18 protein-coding genes are annotated in these 20,253 nt (G+C 39.7%); 16 read left to right on the top strand and 2 right to left on the bottom strand.

The features are described from left to right. The first annotated feature begins 74 nt into the window (after window positions 1-74). A complete protein-coding gene (locus tag ZA05_RS11800; RefSeq protein ID WP_231632489.1) occupies window positions 75-257 on the top strand; it encodes a hypothetical protein in 183 nt (60 codons plus the stop codon). On the opposite strand, the gene thiL is transcribed toward ZA05_RS11800, so the two are convergent. Next, window positions 254-1,300, bottom strand: coding sequence for a thiamine-phosphate kinase (thiL, locus tag ZA05_RS11795; RefSeq protein WP_053991896.1), 1,047 nt, complete (start codon window positions 1,298-1,300; stop codon window positions 254-256). The genes ZA05_RS11800 and thiL overlap by 4 nt on opposite strands. Window positions 1,301-1,475: 175 nt before the next feature. Between thiL and ZA05_RS11790 the strand changes: the two genes are divergently transcribed. From ZA05_RS11790 to ZA05_RS11735, 12 genes are all read left to right on the top strand, one after another. After that, window positions 1,476-1,805: an iron-sulfur cluster assembly accessory protein gene (locus ZA05_RS11790; protein ID WP_053991895.1), complete on the top strand. Its 330-nt coding sequence runs from the start codon at window positions 1,476-1,478 to the stop codon at window positions 1,803-1,805. Window positions 1,806-1,822: 17 nt separating this feature from the next. Next, window positions 1,823-3,271: a Fe-S cluster assembly protein SufB gene (sufB, locus tag ZA05_RS11785; RefSeq protein ID WP_053991894.1), complete on the top strand. Its 1,449-nt coding sequence runs from the start codon at window positions 1,823-1,825 to the stop codon at window positions 3,269-3,271. A gap of 49 nt (window positions 3,272-3,320) precedes the next feature. After that, window positions 3,321-3,728 (top strand): hypothetical protein, encoded by a 408-nt coding sequence (locus ZA05_RS11780; RefSeq protein ID WP_053991893.1) that lies wholly within the window; start codon window positions 3,321-3,323, stop codon window positions 3,726-3,728. Between the two features lie 2 nt (window positions 3,729-3,730). Next, window positions 3,731-4,483, top strand: a complete 753-nt coding sequence (sufC, locus tag ZA05_RS11775; protein WP_053991892.1) for a Fe-S cluster assembly ATPase SufC — start codon at window positions 3,731-3,733, stop codon at window positions 4,481-4,483. 45 nt (window positions 4,484-4,528) lie between these two features. After that, complete coding sequence (sufD, locus tag ZA05_RS11770) at window positions 4,529-5,842, top strand: Fe-S cluster assembly protein SufD (protein WP_053991891.1); 1,314 nt, start codon at window positions 4,529-4,531, stop codon at window positions 5,840-5,842. 102 nt (window positions 5,843-5,944) lie between these two features. Further along, window positions 5,945-7,159, top strand: coding sequence for an aminotransferase class V-fold PLP-dependent enzyme (locus ZA05_RS11765; protein ID WP_053991890.1), 1,215 nt, complete (start codon window positions 5,945-5,947; stop codon window positions 7,157-7,159). A gap of 57 nt (window positions 7,160-7,216) precedes the next feature. After that, window positions 7,217-7,675: a hypothetical protein gene (locus ZA05_RS11760; RefSeq protein WP_053991889.1), complete on the top strand. Its 459-nt coding sequence runs from the start codon at window positions 7,217-7,219 to the stop codon at window positions 7,673-7,675. 37 nt (window positions 7,676-7,712) lie between these two features. Then, window positions 7,713-8,135 carry a SufE family protein gene (locus ZA05_RS11755; RefSeq protein ID WP_053991932.1) on the top strand — a complete coding sequence of 141 codons (423 nt, stop codon included), beginning with the start codon at window positions 7,713-7,715 and terminating at the stop codon, window positions 8,133-8,135. A 1-nt stretch (window position 8,136) separates the two neighbouring features. After that, complete coding sequence (locus ZA05_RS11750; protein WP_053991888.1) at window positions 8,137-8,463, top strand: DUF59 domain-containing protein; 327 nt, start codon at window positions 8,137-8,139, stop codon at window positions 8,461-8,463. Window positions 8,464-8,533: 70 nt separating this feature from the next. Further along, the gene (locus ZA05_RS11745; RefSeq protein WP_053991887.1) at window positions 8,534-10,369 is read left to right on the top strand and encodes an ABC transporter ATP-binding protein; all 1,836 of its coding nucleotides are present in this window, start codon (window positions 8,534-8,536) and stop codon (window positions 10,367-10,369) included. Between the two features lie 17 nt (window positions 10,370-10,386). Beyond that, a complete protein-coding gene (locus ZA05_RS11740; protein ID WP_053991886.1) occupies window positions 10,387-10,890 on the top strand; it encodes a DUF2480 family protein in 504 nt (167 codons plus the stop codon). An 81-nt stretch (window positions 10,891-10,971) separates the two neighbouring features. Then, window positions 10,972-11,907, top strand: coding sequence for a DUF3078 domain-containing protein (locus ZA05_RS11735; RefSeq protein ID WP_053991885.1), 936 nt, complete (start codon window positions 10,972-10,974; stop codon window positions 11,905-11,907). A gap of 50 nt (window positions 11,908-11,957) precedes the next feature. Here ZA05_RS11735 and hflX read toward each other — a convergent pair whose 3' ends face one another. Further along, window positions 11,958-13,181, bottom strand: a complete 1,224-nt coding sequence (hflX, locus tag ZA05_RS11730; RefSeq protein WP_053991884.1) for a GTPase HflX — start codon at window positions 13,179-13,181, stop codon at window positions 11,958-11,960. A 110-nt stretch (window positions 13,182-13,291) separates the two neighbouring features. On the opposite strand from hflX, the gene ZA05_RS11725 reads away from it, so the two are divergent. The 3 genes from ZA05_RS11725 to ZA05_RS11715 all read left to right on the top strand — a co-directional run. Continuing rightward, entirely contained in the window at window positions 13,292-14,230 is a 939-nt protein-coding gene (locus tag ZA05_RS11725) for an endonuclease/exonuclease/phosphatase family protein (protein WP_053991883.1), read from the top strand. 238 nt (window positions 14,231-14,468) lie between these two features. Then, window positions 14,469-19,400, top strand: coding sequence for a gliding motility-associated C-terminal domain-containing protein (locus tag ZA05_RS11720; protein ID WP_053991882.1), 4,932 nt, complete (start codon window positions 14,469-14,471; stop codon window positions 19,398-19,400). Window positions 19,401-19,436: 36 nt separating this feature from the next. After that, window positions 19,437-20,253 (top strand): type IX secretion system membrane protein PorP/SprF (locus tag ZA05_RS11715; RefSeq protein ID WP_053991931.1); only part of this gene is annotated, 817 nt, incomplete at its 3' end.

Raw genomic sequence — 20,253 nt, 5'->3', positions numbered from 1 at the left:
TAGGAGTCCCTAATAATTAATTGAATAGCGCTTTGAAAACTTTAATTTGTAAACTGTTCGATCATCATTTCGTGATGAAAAAAGAGGTTACGCTCTATGTCAAAGAGTATGAGTGTAAGTTCTGTAAAAAACAAGTAACTACCAGTGATACGGGTAGATTGACTCCTTTGACCGATACCCGAAAGGAAATCAATGAATTGCTTCGTCAACTTTATGAAAAAAGGACCAAGCGAAAATTAGAGCATCACTGTTCTTAACTGTTTAGAGCATTCCATCCCTTTGCAATAATTGGGATAGCTTCTTCTCCACGCGTGATTAAATGCATGCCTCTGCTTTCTTCGGTTATATAACCAATAATCGACAGGTTGGGATTGGCCTTAATTTTAGGGAAATCCTCTTGCGAAATCGTCATTAACAATTCATAATCCTCGCCGCCATTAAGAGCAATGGTCGTGCTGTCAATTTCAAATTCCTCACAGGTGGAAATGACTTGTGGATCTAGTGGTATTTTATTTTCGTAAAGTTCCGCACCAACTTTACTTTGTTTGCATAGGTGTATAATTTCAGAAGACAGGCCGTCGCTGATATCAATCATGGAAGTTGGTTTGACCTCCAGATCCTTTAATAATTTCACGATGTCCTTTCTAGCTTCAGGTTTTAGTTGTCGCTCGATAATATAAGTGTAAGCGTCCAAATCTGGTTGGTTGTTTGGGTTGACTTCAAATACTTTCTTTTCGCGTTCCAAAACTTGAAGTCCCATGTAGGCGCCTCCCAAATCTCCAGTGACCACTAAAAGGTCGTTAGGTTTGGCACCACTTCTGTAGACAATGTCCTCCTTGTTAGCGGTTCCAAAAGCAGTTACTGAAATTAGTAGTCCTTTGGTGGAAGACGTTGTGTCCCCACCCACCACATCTACACCGTAAATTTTGGCGGCCGTTTCGATACCGGCGTACAATTCTTCCAGAGCTTCCAAAGGGAATCTGTTGGAAACAGCTATGGACACGGTAATCTGGCTGGCCATGGCATTCATGGCATATACATCGGAAAGATTCACCATAACGGCTTTGTATCCCAAGTGCTTCAATGGCATATAGCTCAAGTCGAAATGCACGTGCTCTACCAATAAATCGGTGCTGATGACTACTTGCTGGTTGCCAAAATCGCAAACAGCGGCGTCGTCACCAATGCCTTTGATGGTAGATTCATGAGTGATTTTAAAGTTCTTGGTTAAATGGTCAATAAGTCCAAATTCTCCAAGTTCACTAAGTGGGGTACGGGCTTGATTCTTGTCTTCTATCATGCTGCAAATTTAAGGATTATTGGATGATTTGAGGAATCATTTTTAAGATAATGGACAGCGCTCTAGGGCATCAATAGTTTCTATAGACCTATTTGCTAATATAATGTTAGGTTCGCTTGATTAAGCCTACTTATATTGTATATTTGCAGTCTATTTAGATGTAATCTACATTATTATGATAAAAGTATCAGAAGCGGCTAAAAAGAAAGTTGTGGAATTAATGACCGAGGACGGCTATGATTCTTCAACCGATTTTGTTCGGGTAGGTGTAAAAAGTGGTGGTTGTTCTGGCTTGTCTTACGATTTGAAGTTTGACAAAGAACAATTGGATGAGGATAAGGTATTTGAAGACAATGGTGTGAAAATTATTGTTGACAAAAAGAGTTTTTTATACCTAATTGGTACCACCTTGGAGTATTCCGGAGGTTTAAATGGAAGCGGTTTTGTATTCAACAACCCCAATGCAAACAGAACTTGTGGTTGTGGTGAGTCGTTTTCACTGTAAATTGAAGCGTAAAGAGAATGAGTAAGTATACTGAAGACGATTTAAGAGAAGAGTTAAAAACCAAAGAATACGAGTACGGTTTTTATACAGATATAGAGTCCGAGACCTTTCCGGTTGGATTGAACGAGGATATTGTTAGAGCTATTTCCAAAAAGAAGGAAGAGCCAGAGTGGATGACCAATTGGAGGTTGGAAGCCTTTAGGGCTTGGGAGCAAATGATAGAGCCAGAATGGCCTAACGTAAAATATGAGAAGCCCGATTTTCAGGCGATCTCTTATTATTCTGCACCTAACAAAAAGCCGAAATACAATAGTTTGGATGAAGTAGATCCAGAATTGTTGGCGACGTTTGAGAAGTTGGGGATTTCTTTGGATGAACAAAAGAAATTGGCTGGTGTGGCTATGGACGTAGTGGTTGATTCGGTGTCTGTAGCGACTACCTTCAAGAAGACCTTGGCGGAGAAAGGGATCATCTTCTGTTCCATTTCCGAAGCCATCCAAGAGCATCCAGAATTGGTGAAAAAATACATTGGGACTGTCGTGCCACAAAAAGACAACTTTTATGCGGCCTTAAACAGTGCTGTGTTTAGTGATGGGAGTTTCTGTTATATTCCAAAAGGGGTAAAATGTCCAATGGAATTGTCTACCTATTTTAGAATTAACCAAGCCGGAACAGGTCAGTTTGAACGTACCTTGGTAATTGCCGATGAAGGTAGTTATGTAAGTTATTTGGAAGGATGTACCGCACCAAGTAGAGATGAGAACCAATTGCATGCTGCGGTGGTGGAGTTAATTGCTATGGACGATGCCGAAATCAAATATTCAACGGTTCAAAACTGGTATCCCGGAAACTCTGAAGGTAAAGGAGGAGTTTTCAATTTTGTAACCAAACGTGGATTGTGTGAAACCAATGCCAAGATTTCTTGGACGCAGGTAGAAACGGGGAGTGCCGTGACTTGGAAATACCCAAGTTGTGTGTTGAAGGGGGATAATTCGGTAGGGGAATTTTATTCTATCGCTGTTACCAATAATTTCCAACAGGCAGATACCGGAACTAAAATGATTCACTTAGGTAAGAATACCAAGTCGACCATTATTTCCAAGGGTATTTCTGCAGGAAAATCCCAAAACTCTTATAGAGGTTTGGTTCAGGTGCATTCTAGAGCGGAAAATGCGAGAAACTTTTCGCAATGTGATAGCTTGTTGATGGGTAATGAGTGTGGCGCCCATACTTTCCCATACATTGAAGCTAAAAATAAAACGGCTCAAATTGAGCACGAGGCCACGACCAGTAAAATTGGTGAAGACCAAATTTTTTACTGTAACCAACGTGGTATCGATACTGAAAAAGCGATTGCACTTATCGTGAACGGATTCAGTAAGGAGGTGTTGAATAAATTGCCAATGGAGTTTGCTGTGGAAGCTCAAAAATTATTGGAAATTAGTTTGGAAGGTTCCGTAGGATAAGCATTAGATTAGAAATTAAAAGTGTAACATCCAAAAAGTGAATTCATATATGAAAAACATCTTCACATTATTATGTATAGCCGGATTGGCTTTAAGTTGTAAAAACGAGTCAAAACCAGTTGAGGTCACAGAAGACGCCGTAATTGAAACTGCCCAAAAAAATGATGGGTATGTGGAAATGACCGGTGAGTTTGTGTACTATGCCGATGCTGCTGTGTTGCACACGCCATCTGAGGTTTATGCCGTGGTGATTAATGAGAAGATGCATGAGTTGGATGATATGGCAAAGGCCTATAAGGTAGAACCAACCGATTATGTAACCGTTCAGGTGAGAGGGGTGATTACTCCAAAACCAGAGGGTGAAGAAGGTTGGGACAACCGTTTTGATATAAAAGAGATTATTAAAGTTATGGCATCCAACAAGGAAAAGGATGTTATTAAATTAGGAGCAGAATAAGTATGTTAAAGATTACTGATTTACACGCAAGTGTTGAGGATAAAGGAATTCTTAGAGGAATTAACCTAGAAGTAAAACCTGGCGAAGTTCATGCCATCATGGGGCCAAACGGTTCTGGAAAAAGTACCTTGGCTTCGGTTATCGCAGGGAAGGAAGAATATGAAGTGGAAGAAGGTGAAATCCTTTTGGACGGTGAGTCTATTGACGAGCTTTCTGCTGAGGAGCGTGCCCACAAGGGAATCTTTTTATCTTTTCAATATCCTGTTGAAATTCCGGGTGTTTCGGTGACCAACTTTATGAAAACGGCCATCAACGAAACCCGTAGGGCGAAAGGCTTGGAAGAAATGCCAGCCAACGAAATGCTTAAAATGATTCGTGAGAAATCCGAATTATTGGAAATCGATAGAAAATTCTTGTCACGTTCCTTAAACGAAGGGTTTTCTGGAGGAGAGAAGAAGCGTAACGAAATTTTCCAAATGGCGATGTTGGAGCCTAAATTGGCCATCCTTGACGAAACAGACTCAGGGTTGGATATCGACGCCCTTCGTATTGTTGCCAATGGGGTGAACAAATTAAAAAGTAAGGACAATGCTGTGGTGGTAATTACGCACTACCAACGTTTGCTGGACTATATCGTGCCAGATTATGTGCATGTGTTATATAAAGGTAGAATTGTAAAATCAGGAGGCAAGGAATTGGCTCATGAATTAGAAGAAAAAGGATACGATTGGGTTAAAGAAGAAGTAAACGCCTAATTTGGAAAACCGTTGTTTTCTTACTGATTATTGAAGATTGAACATATGGATTTAAAAGAAAAATTAGTTGCTTCTTACTTTGCATTCGAGGATAACTTAGAAGATCACTCGCCTCTACATGCCATAAGAAACAATGCCATAAAAACATTTGAGGAAAAAGGCTTTCCTTCCAAAAAAGAAGAGGCTTGGAAATACACGTCTTTAAACACGGTTTTAAAGCATGATTACAGCCTGTTTTCCAAAGGTGAAAAAGCGATAGAATACAAGGATATCAAACCGTATTTGATTCATGATATCGATTCGTATAAAATCATTTTTATCGACGGAAAGTATTCTTCACATTTATCACAAACTACCCATGAAGGGGTGGATGTATGCTTGATGTCCTCTGCCATCACCAAACCAAAATACCGCTTGGTAATTGAAAATTATTTCAACAAGGCAGCTAAGGATGATAGCATGACGTCTTTGAATACGGCCTTTTCAAATGAAGGAGCCTATATTCATATTCCAAAGAATAAAATTGTTGAAAAGCCTATTCAAATTGTGCATTTTTCAACTGGTAACGAAGCGGCTTTAATGTTGCAACCTCGTAACTTGATTGTGGTTGATGAAAACTCACATGTTCAAATTATCGAGCGTCATCAAAGTTTGACGGACAACCCTGTGTTGACTAATAGTGTTACCGAAATTTTTGCCAATAAAAGAGCGATTGTAGATTATTACAAACTACAGAACGACAACGAAAATGCGTCTTTGATTGATAATACCTTTATCAAGCAAAAGCAGGAGAGTCATGCGTCGGTACATACCTTTTCATTTGGAGGAAAATTGACAAGAAACAATCTTAATTTCTTCCAACATGGTGAGCGTATCGATTCTACTCTAAAAGGGGTGACCATTATTGGTGACAAACAACATGTAGACCACAGTACGTTGGTGCATCATATAGAGCCAAACTGTGAAAGCCATCAAGATTATAAAGGCATTTATGGTGATAGTGCTACGGGCGTATTCAATGGTAAGGTGATTGTTGAAAAAGAAGCGCAAAAAACCAATGCATTCCAGTCCAACAATAACATTTTGGTGAGTGATAAAGCGACGATCAATACGAAACCACAGTTGGAGATTTTTGCCGATGACGTGAAGTGTTCGCATGGATGTACTATTGGAGAATTGGACGAGAGCGCGATGTTCTACTTGCGTTCCCGAGGAATTCCAGAAAAGGAAGCGCGTGCACTCTTGATGTACGCTTTCAGTAACAATGTATTGGATTCCGTTAAAATTCCTGAAATTAAAAAACGTATTACAAAATTGATTGCCAAAAAACTGGGTGTCAATATTGGATTTGACTTATAAAACAAAAATTAAGGGAAGGGCCAATATGTAAAACCCTTCCCTTTTTTGTTGCACTGGGTCAATGTTAGCCTATGGGCTATTATAAAAAGAGAGATCATTACCATGTTTAAAGTAGAAGCCATCAGACAAGATTTTCCCATTCTTAACCGTCAGGTGAATGGAAAACCTTTGGTGTATTTTGATAATGCCGCCACATCCCAAACACCGCAACAGGTGATTGATGTTATTGTTGATTATTACAGTCATTACAATGCCAATATCCATAGGGGGGTGCATAGTTTAAGCCAAGAGGCTACAGATAAATATGAGCAGGCGAGGCATACCATTCAAACACATTTTAATGCCAAACATCCCTATGAAATCATCTTTACTTCAGGGACCACACATGGTATTAATTTGGTGGCCAATGGATTTTCTGCTTTGTTGAAGCAAGGAGACGAAATTATTGTATCGGCACTTGAGCACCACAGTAATATTGTGCCTTGGCAGATGTTGTGTGAGCGTACGGGAGCTACTTTAAAAGTGATTCCTATGAATGATGAAGGCGCTTTGGTAATGAGTGCTTTTGAAGAACTTTTAAGTGAGAATACCAAGTTGGTGTTTGTCAATCATATTTCCAATGCTTTGGGGACTATCAATCCTATTGAAACCATAATTGAAAAGGCCCATGCGGTAGGTGCAGCAGTTTTGATTGATGGCGCTCAGGCATGTCCACATATAAAACCGGATGTTCAAAAATTGGATGTAGATTTTTATGTGGCTTCAGGACATAAAATGTGCGGACCAACGGGAGTGGGAATGCTGTATGGAAAAGAGGAATGGCTGAAAAAATTACCACCTTATCAAGGAGGTGGTGAGATGATTGCAGAGGTGACCTTTGAAAAAACAACCTATGCCGATTTGCCTCATAAATTTGAAGCGGGGACGCCAAATATTTGTGGTGGGATAGCTTTTGGGACTGCTATAGACTATCTAAACGCGATAGGTTTTGATGACATTGCTACCTATGAACATGAGTTATTGGAGTACGCCACTGAAAAATTACTGGAAATTGAAGGTTTAAAAATCTACGGAACTTCCGAAGAGAAAACTTCAGTGATTTCCTTTAATTTGGAAGGTATCCACCCATATGATGTGGGAACTATTTTGGATAAAATGGGCATTGCTGTCCGTACAGGACATCACTGTGCGCAACCGATTATGGATTACTTTAAAATCCCAGGAACGGTGAGGGCTTCCTTCGCTTTTTATAATACCAAGGAGGAAATAGATGCTTTGGTATCCGGAGTTAAAAAGGCTAAAATGATGTTGTCATAGCCAAAGTTTGGCGTTTTTTTTGTAACTGTTTTATTCAAAATCTAAAATCAATTATTTGTGAATAAGCTATTGTTAGTTTTAAGTCTTTTTGTGTTATACAGTTGCTGTGGGACCAAAGCGCAGGCAATTGAAGATTCAAAGTTGCAAGAGCAGGAGAAGCGCCAGTATGTTATAGAATATTCAGCGTTGACGCGAGGCGCTTACAAACGAATTGTATTGGAAGGCGATTTGTTGACTGTACAATTGGATAGAGCCCAAGAGCCGAAAGTTGTGACGTGTACATCCCAAGAGCTGTCTTCAATCTATGATTTCGTAGCTAAACTAGAGTTAAACGAACTCCAAAATTTGGAGGTGCCCTCTAAGGCGCATCAGTATGACGGAGCCTTGATTGCCGTGCTAAAAATTACGAATCAAGGGACGTTATATCATAGCCCTTCCTTTGATCATGGCAATCCTCCAAAAGAAATCGAACCGCTTGTTCTTCAATTACTATCCTTGGCGGAAAAAGTTGAATAACAACTAACTTTTGTATTTTTGTATGAAAATAAACAACGTGAGTATACAGGATATTCAAAATGAAATTATCGACGAGTTCTCAATGTTTGACGATTGGGAAGAACGTTATCAATATATGATCGATTTGGGCAAGACCTTGCCATTAATCGATGAGCAATACAAAACCGATGACAATATCATCAAAGGTTGCCAAAGTAAGGTTTGGGTGCATGCTCAATTGGAAGATGAAAAGGTGGTGTTTACTGCCGATAGTGATGCTATTATCACCAAAGGGATCATAGCCATTCTAATCAGGGTTTTTTCCAACCAAAGTCCTTCGGATATTATTGCTGCCAATACCGATTTTATTGACGAAATTGGATTGAAGGAACATCTATCGCCAACCCGTGCCAATGGTTTGGTGAGTATGATCAAACAATTAAAAATGTATGCCATAGCATACCAAACACAATTAAATTAAGATGAGAGATACCACTATAGATACCAATGCCCTTGGAGAAAAAATTGTAAGGGTTTTAAAAACTATTTTCGACCCTGAAATTCCTGTAGATATCTACGAATTGGGGTTGATTTACGATGTGTTTGTCAACGAGGATTACGATGTAAAAATCTTAATGACATTAACTACGCCCAATTGTCCTGTGGCAGAAACCTTGCCATTGGAAGTTGAGGAAAAGGTAAAATCCCTGAATGACGTTAAGTCTGCAGAGGTAGAGATTACTTTCGATCCACCATGGTCGCAAGAACTCATGAGTGAAGAAGCAAAATTGGAATTGGGAATGCTGTAGCATTTCGTATTCATATGAACAAAAAGGACTTAATTAAGTCCTTTTCTATTTTGTAAAAAGATTTACGCAAATGGCAAGACATCGACCCAAATCAATAAAGGATGAAGAAAAGACCAGTATAAGGACTTCCTTTAATGCTTTGGTGTACATTCCTCGGTTTTTTAAGGAAATCTGGAATGTCAATAAGAAACTTTTTGTCTTGTCCGCTTTTTGTCGCTTGATTGGAGCCTTACTTCCCGTGGTCATTTTATGGGTGGGCAAATTGATTATCGATGAGATTGTCACCCAAACTACAATTGAAACCACAGAGTATACTCAGCTTTGGACCTATGTAGCTATTGAATTTGGCTTGATAATCCTATCAGATCTCATTAGTAGGGCCATTTCCCTAACGGATGCTTTGTTGGGAGATGAATACAATATCGCAACCTCCGTTACCATTATCAAAAAGACCAATCAGGTGACGATTAGCCTCCTTGAAGATTCTGAGTTTTATGATAAACTGGAGCGCGCGCGTACCCAAACTACGGGTAGGGTAGGATTGATGTCTAATGTGTTGGGTCAAGCACAAAGCGCCATTTCCATTGCCACTTTGGTAGCCGGACTTGTGTATTTTGAACCCTATCTGATTATTTTGTTGGTGCTGAGTATTATTCCTTCCTTTATCAATGAAGTGAGGTTTAGCCAACAGCAGTATTCTTTGGCTAGAAGTTGGACTTCGGAACGTCGGGAATTGGACTATTTACGGTTTATAGGTGCCAACGATAAAACAGCTAAAGAGATCAAACTGTTTGGCCTTACCGATTTTATCGTAGATCGATTTCGAAATCTTTCCGAAGAATATTACCAGCTCAATAAAACCTTGGCTGTGAAACGTTCGGCTTTAGGATTTTTGTTCAATGTTTTGGGGTCTATAAGTTATTACGCAGCTTATGTATTCATTATATATCGCGTGTTGTCGGGTGTGATTACGTTGGGTGAATTGACCTTTTTATCGGGTTCTTTTAATAGGTTGATGAAGAATCTTCAGGAGTTCTTTTCAAGATTTACCCGTATTTCGGAGAGTGCCCTGTATTTAAAGGATTATTTCGATTTTATTGATATTTCCGTAGATGCCGATACAACAGAAGATGTGCCGCTTCCCAAGCATATCCAACAAGGTTTTGAATTTAAGGATGTATATTTTTCGTATCCAGATTCGGAGCGCCAAATTTTGAAAGGCGTTAGTTTTACTTTGAAAGCTGGTGAAAAGTTGGCTTTTGTGGGGCAGAATGGTGCCGGGAAAACAACGCTCACCAAGTTGCTATTACGCTTTTATGAGCCAACCTCGGGAGAAATTCTTTTGGATGGAGTAAATATCAATCGGTTTAAAAAGGCAGATTATCAGCAATTTTTTGGTGTTATTTTTCAGGACTTCTTTAGGTATGAATTCACGGTTAAGGAAAATATAGCCATTGGAGATATCAAGGAGCTTGGCAACCTTGAAAAGATTGAAAACGCGGCCCGCTTAAGTTTGGCAAACGAGGTTGTGGAAGCTTTGAGTAAAGGTTACGACCAACAGTTAGGGAAACGTTTTGTGAGTGGTCAGGAGCTTTCTGGTGGGCAGTGGCAAAAAGTGGCCTTGGCAAGAGCCTATATGAAGAATGCGGAAGTGATGATTTTGGATGAACCTACTTCGGCTTTGGATGCCAAAGCAGAGAGTGAAGTGTTTGAGCGTTTTATTGGCTTAACCAAAGGAAAGACCAGTATTTTGATTTCGCATAGGTTTAGTACCGTACGGCAGGCCGATAGAATTTTGGTATTGGAAGAAGGCCGTGTGTTGGAAATTGGCACCCATGAAGAACTCATGGCACATCCAAAGTTATACGCCGAATTGTTTACCCTGCAAGCCGAAGGCTATCAATAAAAATGTAATTTTGCGTCATGGCAGATGAAATTATAAACCGCGTAGCCAATAGTAAATTGGTAACTATAGATTTGGAAGATTTTTATCCAAAAGGCGCCCGTGTACTTTTCGATATCAAGGACTGGTTATTTCAAGAGTTGATTTTAAAGGAGAAGGACTTTCGTGAATACGTAAAGCAACACGATTGGAGTCAATATCAAGATGGTTATTTGGCTTTACACTGTTCGGTTGATGCCATTATTCCCTCTTGGGCCTATCTATTGATTGCTACTCAAGCTTCTTCATATGCTAAAAAGGTGATTGTTGGAAATCTTCAGGATTTGGAGGCGTCTATTTTTCAAGAGATCGTTTCCCAAATGGATGTAGAAGAATTTCGAGATAAACCTGTCATCATTAAAGGTTGTTCCAATAAACCAATTCCAGAAACAGCTTATACCTTGTTGGTTTCCAGATTGAATCGTGTTGCAAAATCCATTATGTTTGGGGAGGCTTGTTCTACTGTGCCGCTGTATAAAAAATAGACTTCCATCGCTTTTATTCTAGGAGGATTTCAGAAAAAACCTATTTTTGTAGGGTGTAAACCCATTTATAAAACAATCAAAATGAAGAAATTACTGTGTTCTTTGGTGTTGGTGGCTTGTGCTATGGCTACGAATGCACAAACCTTGGAGGAATTAAAAGCGGAACAAAAGGTTAAGAAAGATTCTATAAGTGACATTCAAAAACGAGTGGATGATCTACAATCCCAAATTGATGCCTTTCCAGGTTGGAAAATTGGTGCGTTTGGAGTAGTAGGAGGAAGTCTTTCTAACTTTGAAAACTGGTACGCTCAAGGAGCACCTAACAACTCTTCCGGTAATTTTGGAGGTACGGTAAATGCCTATGCCAATTTAGATAGGGAAAAGTACTTTTGGAAAAATGCCTTGAATCTGAATTTGAAATGGGTAAAGTTGGATGACAAGGACGATCCTAATGATGACGATAGTTTTCAGCCTACTACAGATGTGTTTAATGTAACGTCTTTGTACGGGTATAAGATTACAAAAAACTTGGCGGCCTCTGCCTTGATGGAATATCGAACCACTATTTTGGACAATTTTAACGATCCTGGATATTTGGATCTTGGTATTGGTGCCACCTGGACGCCTATTACGGATTTAATTGTAGTAGTACACCCTTTGAACTACAATATTGTTTTTAGTGATGAGGATACGGTTTTTGAATCGTCTTTTGGTTCTAAAATTGTTGCCGATTATACCAGAAAATTGGGGCCTATAGATTTTAAAACCAATTTATCGATGTTTTTAAGCTATAAAAGCTCGAATTTGTCTAACTGGACTTGGACCAATTCTTTCACGTATACCTTATGGAAGAACATTGGAATAGGTTTTGATTTTGGCTTGAGAAGCAACAAGCAGGAAGCTTTGAATTATGCCTTACAGCAATACGATCCACTCGTAGATACAGAACCTACATTTGATAATGTTGACAATGAATTACAGACATACTATACCTTAGGTTTGTCTTATAAGTTTTAAGGAGCTAAATATTAAAATGAAAAGAGCGCTTGTATTCAAGCGCTCTTTTTTTATTGTGCATCGTCGTAATTTTCATCATAATCTGGATACAGAAAATGGTTGTAAGGGAATCTTGTAATATGAATTTTCCTTACTTCATTGTAGACGCGTTTTCTGAAATCTTCCAAATTCTCTTTGTTGGTGGCCGAAATGAACAAAGCATTCTCTCCAATCTTGCTCATCCAAGTGGTTTTCCACTCGTCTAGAGTATAGTTTACTTTGGTGCGTTCTGCAACTAAATCATCGTCATCAAAAGGTTCTGCTTCGTAGGCATCAATTTTGTTGAAGACCATAATAGTTGGCTTATCGGCGCTGTCTATTTCATCCAAAATTTTGTTTACCGATTCAATGTGCTCTTCAAAATTGGGATGCGAAATATCCACGACATGCAGCAGTAAATCAGCTTCCCTAACTTCATCCAAGGTACTTTTAAAACTCTCCACAAGTTGAGTAGGTAATTTTCTGATGAATCCAACCGTATCACTCATCAAAAATGGCAAATTTTTTATCACCACTTTTCTAACGGTCGTATCAAGTGTAGCGAAGAGTTTGTTTTCAGCAAATACTTCACTTTTACTGATCACATTCATTAGGGTAGACTTCCCAACATTGGTGTATCCAACCAGTGCCACGCGAACCATTTGGCCTCGGTTCCCGCGTTGCACCGCCATTTGCTTATCGATTGTTTTAATCTTGGCCTTTAACAAGGCTATTTTATCCCTAACAATCCTACGGTCAGTTTCAATTTCGGTTTCTCCAGGACCACGCATTCCAATCCCCCCTTTTTGGCGTTCCAAGTGGGTCCACATTCCTTTAAGTCGCGGGAGCAAGTACTCGCATTGCGCCAATTCCACTTGGGTTCTGGCATAACTTGTTTGGGCCCTTTGGGCAAAAATGTCCAGAATAAGGTTGGTTCGGTCCAGGACTTTGCAATTCAGTAGCTTACTTATGTTTCGCTCTTGGGCAGGGGAAAGCTCGTCGTCAAAAATAGCAGTGCCTACATTGTACTCGTTAATATAGTCTTGAACCTCTTCCATTTTTCCTGTCCCTATAAAGGTGCGTGGGTTGGGCATGTCCATTTTTTGGGTAAATCTTGCCACGACTTCACCTCCAGCTGTATAGGTTAAAAATTCCAGCTCGTCCAGATATTCTTTAGACTTGGCTTCATCTTGGTCTTTGGTAATGATTCCAACTAGAACTGCTTTTTCAAGCGAAATGTCTTTCTTCTCTAACATAAATGTAATTAAAGTGCAAATTTACGCAATTGTGGGCATTTTACTTTTTATAATTTAAAGGTTATCTTTGAGAGTAGATCTTAATATTCCAAAAATCATTTCCTTTTACCATGCAGCAGACTATAGCGTTTTACAATATTGAGAATTTATTTGACGTTGAGGATAATCCGTATACCAACGATGATGATTTTTTGCCTACTTCTGACAGGCATTGGACCAAGCGACGCTACCAACGGAAAATCTACAAAATAGGCTCGGCAATTGCTAAAATAGGAAAGCAGGAAACCAAGCACCCACCAGCTATTGTTGGATTGGCAGAAATTGAAAATGATAGTGTTTTGGAGGATTTGATTCACAGCCCAGATTTAAAGCGATATGATTATGGGTATGTACATTATGATTCTCCTGATACGCGGGGAATAGATGTGGCACTATTGTATAATAAAAAGGTGTTTGAATTGACTTATTCCGAACGTTTTACGGTGTTTATTGAAGGTGAAAATGGGGTTCGGGACTATACAAGGGATATTTTGCTGGTCACGGGGCTCTTGGAAGGCGAGGAAATGCACTTTATTGTTAACCATTGGCCATCGCGTAGGGAAGGGGAAACCCAATCGGCCTATAAGCGACTGGCGGCGGCAAACATGGTCATGGAAATTTTGGATAATCTAAAGTTAAATTATGAAAATCCTAAGGTTATTATTTTTGGTGATTTTAATGATAATCCGGATAATGAGAGCATCCGTCATTTGGTGAAGCATGAATTACTTTTTAATCCAATGGAAACCTTGTTGGATTTGGAGCATGGTAGTATCAATTTTCAGTTCCATTGGAACCTGTTCGACCAGATTTTATGTTCCATCAATTTTTTGGAAACAAAGACCGGGACCCATAAGTTTGACTATGCCAAAATATTCAATGACAAGTTCTTGTCGCAATACAAAGGAAAATATAGCGGACAGCCTTACAGAACTTATGTAGGAAAGAAATATATGGGTGGTTTTAGCGATCATTTTCCAGTGTATATTCTTGTTAAAAAAATACTTTGATTACTTCGAAAATCCTACCAATTCACTTCGTCGAAGATTAATGCATTTAATCTATTATGCCAATGTTAATGGTATGTTAATAGGCATTTTTTTTATATTCGGAATCTTATTTCTGTATAGATCATAATTCAGGAATTTAATTAGCTATTAATCATTTTTAATGTTTTGTTTTTAACGCACTTTTAGTCAATGTGTTACGGGTGTGTTTTGGATTCATTTAATATAAAAATTGAATTTTATGAGAAAAATTACGCTTTGGATTTTAGCATTATTAATGGGGGTGTCCACGTTTGGGCAAATTAACATTAATGAAAACTTCGACAGTGGAATCCCAGTGGGATGGACAAGTACATTTTATGCCAGTGCTACACAATCGTGTTCAGGACAGTCGGTTAGGGATAATCTTTACAGTTTTTCTAATACAGGTAACTTGACCTCACCAAATATAGTTGGTGAGTCTAACGAGACGGATTTAACTATTAGTTTCGATTATAAGATTGTGGATTGGTCTGCAGCTACAAATGCCACTGCCGCGGGTTGGGGTAATTTTATTGTGCAATATTCTACCAATAACGGTACAGATTGGGTGGATGTAGATACCATTGATGATGAGAACCATGTTACCTCCAATGAATGTGCTAGCATGTCCTATACTGTTGCTGCCGCAGATCTTCCAGATGGCAGTGATTTTATGTTGAGGCTTAATATTACTTGGGCAGGAGGAGACTATTATATGTACTATGATAATGTAATGGCTGTTCAGGAAGCAACTGAAGCACCATCATGTAATTCTGTTTTGACCATGCCAACTGATGGGGGTGTGGATGCTCCAATCGATGGCAATATCACATGGTCTGCAGCATCGGGAATTCCTACGGGATATTATTTAACTGTAGGTACTACTGCAGGTGGGAATGATATTTTAGATAATGAAGATGTTGGGAATGTTACTTCCTACAATATTGGAGAGTTAAGCTATTCAACTCAATATTATATAACAATTACACCTTATAATAATGTTGGTACAACAACTGAAACCTGTATAGAGCAAAGTTATACAACAATGGACGATCCTACTATTATTGTGGATTGTGAAGTAGGGCCAGAAAACATTACGTATTGTTACGGAAATAATGATGATACTACTTGGTTGTTTACTTCTAGTGATGGTAGTCCATTAAGAATCACTTTTAATGCAGGGGGTATAGAGAGTTGTTGTGATGATATCATTATTTATGATGGTACGGATAACACTGGAGCCGTTTTGTATTCAGGGAATAACGGAGGAGATCTGTCTGGTTTGACTTTTGATTCTACTGGAGATTCTCTGTTTGTTGAAATTGACTCTGATGGATCTGTAAGCTGTTCTTCGGGTAGTTTTTGTTGTTCTACAGAGTGGGACTTCACTGTAATGTGTGCAACCTGTGTCAATCCAAGTGCAACATATGCAGTGGTACAAGATTGTGTAAATGGTCCTCAGTTTTTTGTAGAGGCTGATATTACAGATTTAGGCTCTGCAACGTCATTGACCATTACAGATGACCAAGGAAGTGATGCTCAAACAATAACCGAAATAGGAGTGGTTTCATTTGGACCGTTTGACAATGGAACTGAAGTTGTTATTACGGTAAGCAATGATGAGGATACCAATTGTATTATAAACAGTCCAAGTTTAACGCAAGACCAATGTGAATTGAATATTGTGGATTGTGAAGAAGGACCTTTAGAGCTTAATTATTGTTATGGAAACAACGATGATACGGCTTGGTTGTTTGAATCTACGGATGGAAGCCCTATTAGAATTACTTTTAATGGTGGAGGTATTGAAAGTTGTTGTGATGACATTATTATATATGATGGTGCTGATAATACTGCGCCAGTGTTATATTTCGGTAACAATGGAGGTAATCTAGCAGGTTTGACTTTTGATTCTACTGGAGATTCAATGTATTTTGAAATTGATTCGGATGGTTCTGTAAGTTGTGCCTCTGGAAGTTCTTGTTGTACGACAGAATGGGATTTCACTGTTATGTGTGCAACTTGTGTGAATCCTTCGGCTACTTATGAAGTTGTAAGTGATTGTGCCAACGGCGCTCAGTTTTTTGTAGAGGTAGATGTTACCGATATAGGTTCTGCAACCTCTTTGACAGTGTCCGATAACCAAGAGAGCGATGCTCAGGTTATTACAGAGATTGGATTATTGTCTTTTGGTCCATATGATAATGGAACTGCTGTTGAAATTACGTTAGCTAATGATGAAGATACCAATTGTATCATTACTGGTCCTTCATTGACTCAGGAGTTTTGTTTAGATAATTATGTGGACTGTAGTGAAGGTCCTTTGGTTGGTACGTATTGTTATACAAATGGAGATACCAATATTATAACGTTCACGAGTAATGATGGAACGCCTCTTAACTTAACATTTAACTCAGGTACTGTTGAAAGTGGATGGGATGAATTACATGTGTATAATACTGACGGAACAGAAATGACTCCAGCAGATTATTATGGAAATGGAGGTGATCTTTCTGGTTTGACTTGGCAATCTGAGGGGGATACCATTTCCTTTTGGATTGAAGCCGACGGTATCTTTAGTTGTAGTTCAGGTAGTGAGACTACGATAGAATATACCGTATCTTGTGCTACTTGTATCAATCCTCAAGCTACTTATATGGTTGTGGATGATTGTGACAATGGGGATCAGTTCTTGATTGATGTGGATGTGACAAGTTTAGGGGATGCTACTTCTGTTACAATTACAGATAATCAGGGTACCACAGGGGTACAAGTTACCGAAACTGGAGTTACTCAATTTGGTCCATATCCATTCCTTACGGATATCGTAATTACTATTAGTAATGACCAGGATGTAAATTGTATTATAAATAGTCAGGCAATTCAGGTTATGGCTTGTCCACCAGATAATGATAATCCTTGTAACGCCACTGTAGTTGAAGTTAATGATAATGATTCTTGTGATTTGACAACTTCCGGAACGGTTCTAGCTGCTACACCTTCTGGTGTTCCTGCTACAGCTTGTGGAGGCGATCCAGATGACGATGTATGGTTCGAATTTACAGCGCTTAACGAAGTGCAATTAATTACATTACTTAACATTTCAGGAGGTACATTTAATTTAGATCATGCGGTTTATGAAGGAACTTGTGATGGATTGGTAGAGCTTTACTGTTCTAACAATGCCGCGAGTGTGACGCCTGAATTGGTAGTAGGAGAAACTTATTATCTACGAGTATTCTCTTTCAGTTCTAACGAAGAAACAACCACGTTTGATTTATGTATTAAGGAAGCTCCAGAAAATACGGTATGTGAAAATGCAACACCTTTCTGTGGTGAAGGAGGAGCTCTTTATGCATCCAATGTTATCGGAATCCCTTCTACGGGGCAAGTTGCTTGTTTAGGAAGTATTCCTAATCCAACATGGAATGTGCTTCAAATTGGTGAGTCCGGACCAATCAATATTCAAATTGTCCAAAACACCCAATTTGATGAAGATGGCAACCCTACAGGGACAGGTCTAGATGTTGATTTTGTACTTTGGGGGCCGTTCGATAATGAAATTGATTATTGTGACTTGGATCTGTTGGTAGACTGTCCAACTTGTCCAAACAATACTTGGAATCCAGATTTCTATCCTTTTGGAAATATTGTAGACTGTAGTTATTCAGCTGCTTCTGTAGAAAATGTAACGATCGATAATGCTATTGAAGGGGAAATCTATGTATTATTAGTAACCAATTTTAATGGTGGTGTAGGAACCATTCAAATAGAGCAGACCAATGCGAGTGTTGATGGTTCTGGTTCCATTACTTCGGAGATTGAAGTAGAGTTGGGAGAGGACCAAAGTTTCTGTGGATTCCCTGAATATGTTTTGAATGCTGAATCTCCTTTCGCTGATACTTATGAGTGGTATGCTGATGGATTTATCATTGAAGGAGAAACTTCTGCTAGTTTAACAGTAACTGAGACGGCAACTTACACTGTAATTGCATACGACGAGAATTGTGATACACAGGCACAGGATGAAGTAACTATAGTTTTGGGGTTAGAGGCAATTGCCAATGATGTGGAAGATATCATTACTTGTGATGATGCTTCAGGTGATGAAATTGAAGATTTCGATTTGGAAATGCAAACTTCCGGAATATTGGCTGGTCAAGATCCATCCTTATTCGATGTAACCTATTATGCAAGTTTAGATGACGCCCAAGCAGGAATCAATGCTTTGTCGTCTCCTTATTCCAATATTACGAACCCTCAAACTGTTTATGCGAGAATAGAGGATGCCAATGCAACGTTCTGTTTTGATACCACGTCTTTCGACTTGGTGATTTCGGGGCCTACCCCAACAGTTACCGATACAAGCTATAATTTGTGTGATGATGAATCCGGAGATGGCGTTGAAAGTTTTGACTTAACCTCTATAGATGCTGATGTTTTGAATGGTCAAGATCCTTCCATTTATATTGTGTCTTACTATGCAAATGAAGCAGATGCAGAGGCGGGTACCAATGCATTGGAATCTCCATATGAGAATACTAGTAATCCTCAAACAATCTATGTAAGAATTGAAAGTAATGTAGCTTATGATTGTTACTCTGTTGGTGAAGTGGTGCTTGCAGTGGATGCCGTACCATATGCTTCATTCAATACGGATGAGGTTGCTTATGAAGTTTGTCCTAATGCAACTGTGCCTATTGAAATATCTTTAATTCTTGAAGAAGGCTTCACAGCTGATGAGGTAACTGTGGAATGGTCTCAAGATGGTGGCTTGATAGCAGGAGAGTCAGGATTAACCTTGCCAGTTTTAACTCAAGGGACTTATACCGCTGTAGTGACAAGTAACGCTTCGGGCTGTTCTTATGAAGTATCTGCAGATGTGATTGAGTTGGAAAATTGTATCATTCCTCAAGGGATCTCACCAAACGGAGATGGTATGAATGATAACTTTGACTTGAGCAGTTTTAGGGTAAGCAAGATCGAAATCTTCAACCGTTTAGGAACCTTGGTATATTCTAAGAACAACTATACCAACGAGTGGTACGGCCAGACCAACGATGGTGAGGACCTTCCTGTCGGGACGTACTTCTATACCATGGAGTACGAAGAGGGTAAAACTCGTAGCGCTTGGGTATATATCAACAAATAAGAACAAACTAAGAACTAACGCAATAATTAATAGCAGATGAAAAAACTATGCTTAATTGTAGTCCTGTTTATCACGGCATTTATGCAGGGTCAACAGGACCCACAGTACACGCAGTACATGTACAACATGAACGTAGTGAACCCGGCGTATGCGGGTTCGAAGGAGGCTCTTAGCCTAGGGGTGCTCTACCGCTGGCAGTGGAGCGGCATCGATGGTGCGCCACGCACGGGTACCTTCTTCGGCCACGCGCCCATCGGGAGCAATATGGGGCTTGGGCTGTCGTTCATCAACGACCAGATCGGTCCGGTTATGGAGAACAACGTCTATGCCGATTTCTCGTATACCCTAAAGCTTGGCGGTGAGCACCGTTTGGCGTTCGGGATCAAGGCCGGGGCGACCTTCCACGACATCGGCCTATTGGACGATGTGTCCGTGATCGATGAGAACGACCCGTTCTTCTCTGAGAACATCAACAGCACCACGCCGAACATCGGTGCGGGAGTGTTCTACTACACGGAGCACTACTATGTTGGCTTTTCCGTGCCCAACATGCTGAACTCGGTGCACCTTGATGCCGATGGCTACGAGCTTGGCTCAGAGGTGAGCCACTACTTTTTGACGGGGGGCTATGTGTTCGAGGTATCGGACAACACGAAGCTGAAGCCCTCGTTCATGGTGAAGTCCGCCTTTTCTGCGCCGACGTCTTTTGACGTGAACGTGAACGCGCTGTTCTACGACCGCTTCGAGATCGGGGCCTCGTACCGATTGGACGATTCGTTCTCGGGATTGGTGAACTTCGGCATCACGCCGAACCTTCGTATCGGTTATGCCTATGACGGGGTGACCTCCGACA

Origin of the sequence: Mangrovimonas sp. TPBH4, assembly GCF_001280505.1 — a bacterium.
GTDB lineage: Bacteria > Bacteroidota > Bacteroidia > Flavobacteriales > Flavobacteriaceae > Mangrovimonas_A.
The sequence above is the reverse complement of the archived record's forward strand: the minus strand, read 5'-3'. Positions and strand labels throughout refer to the sequence as shown.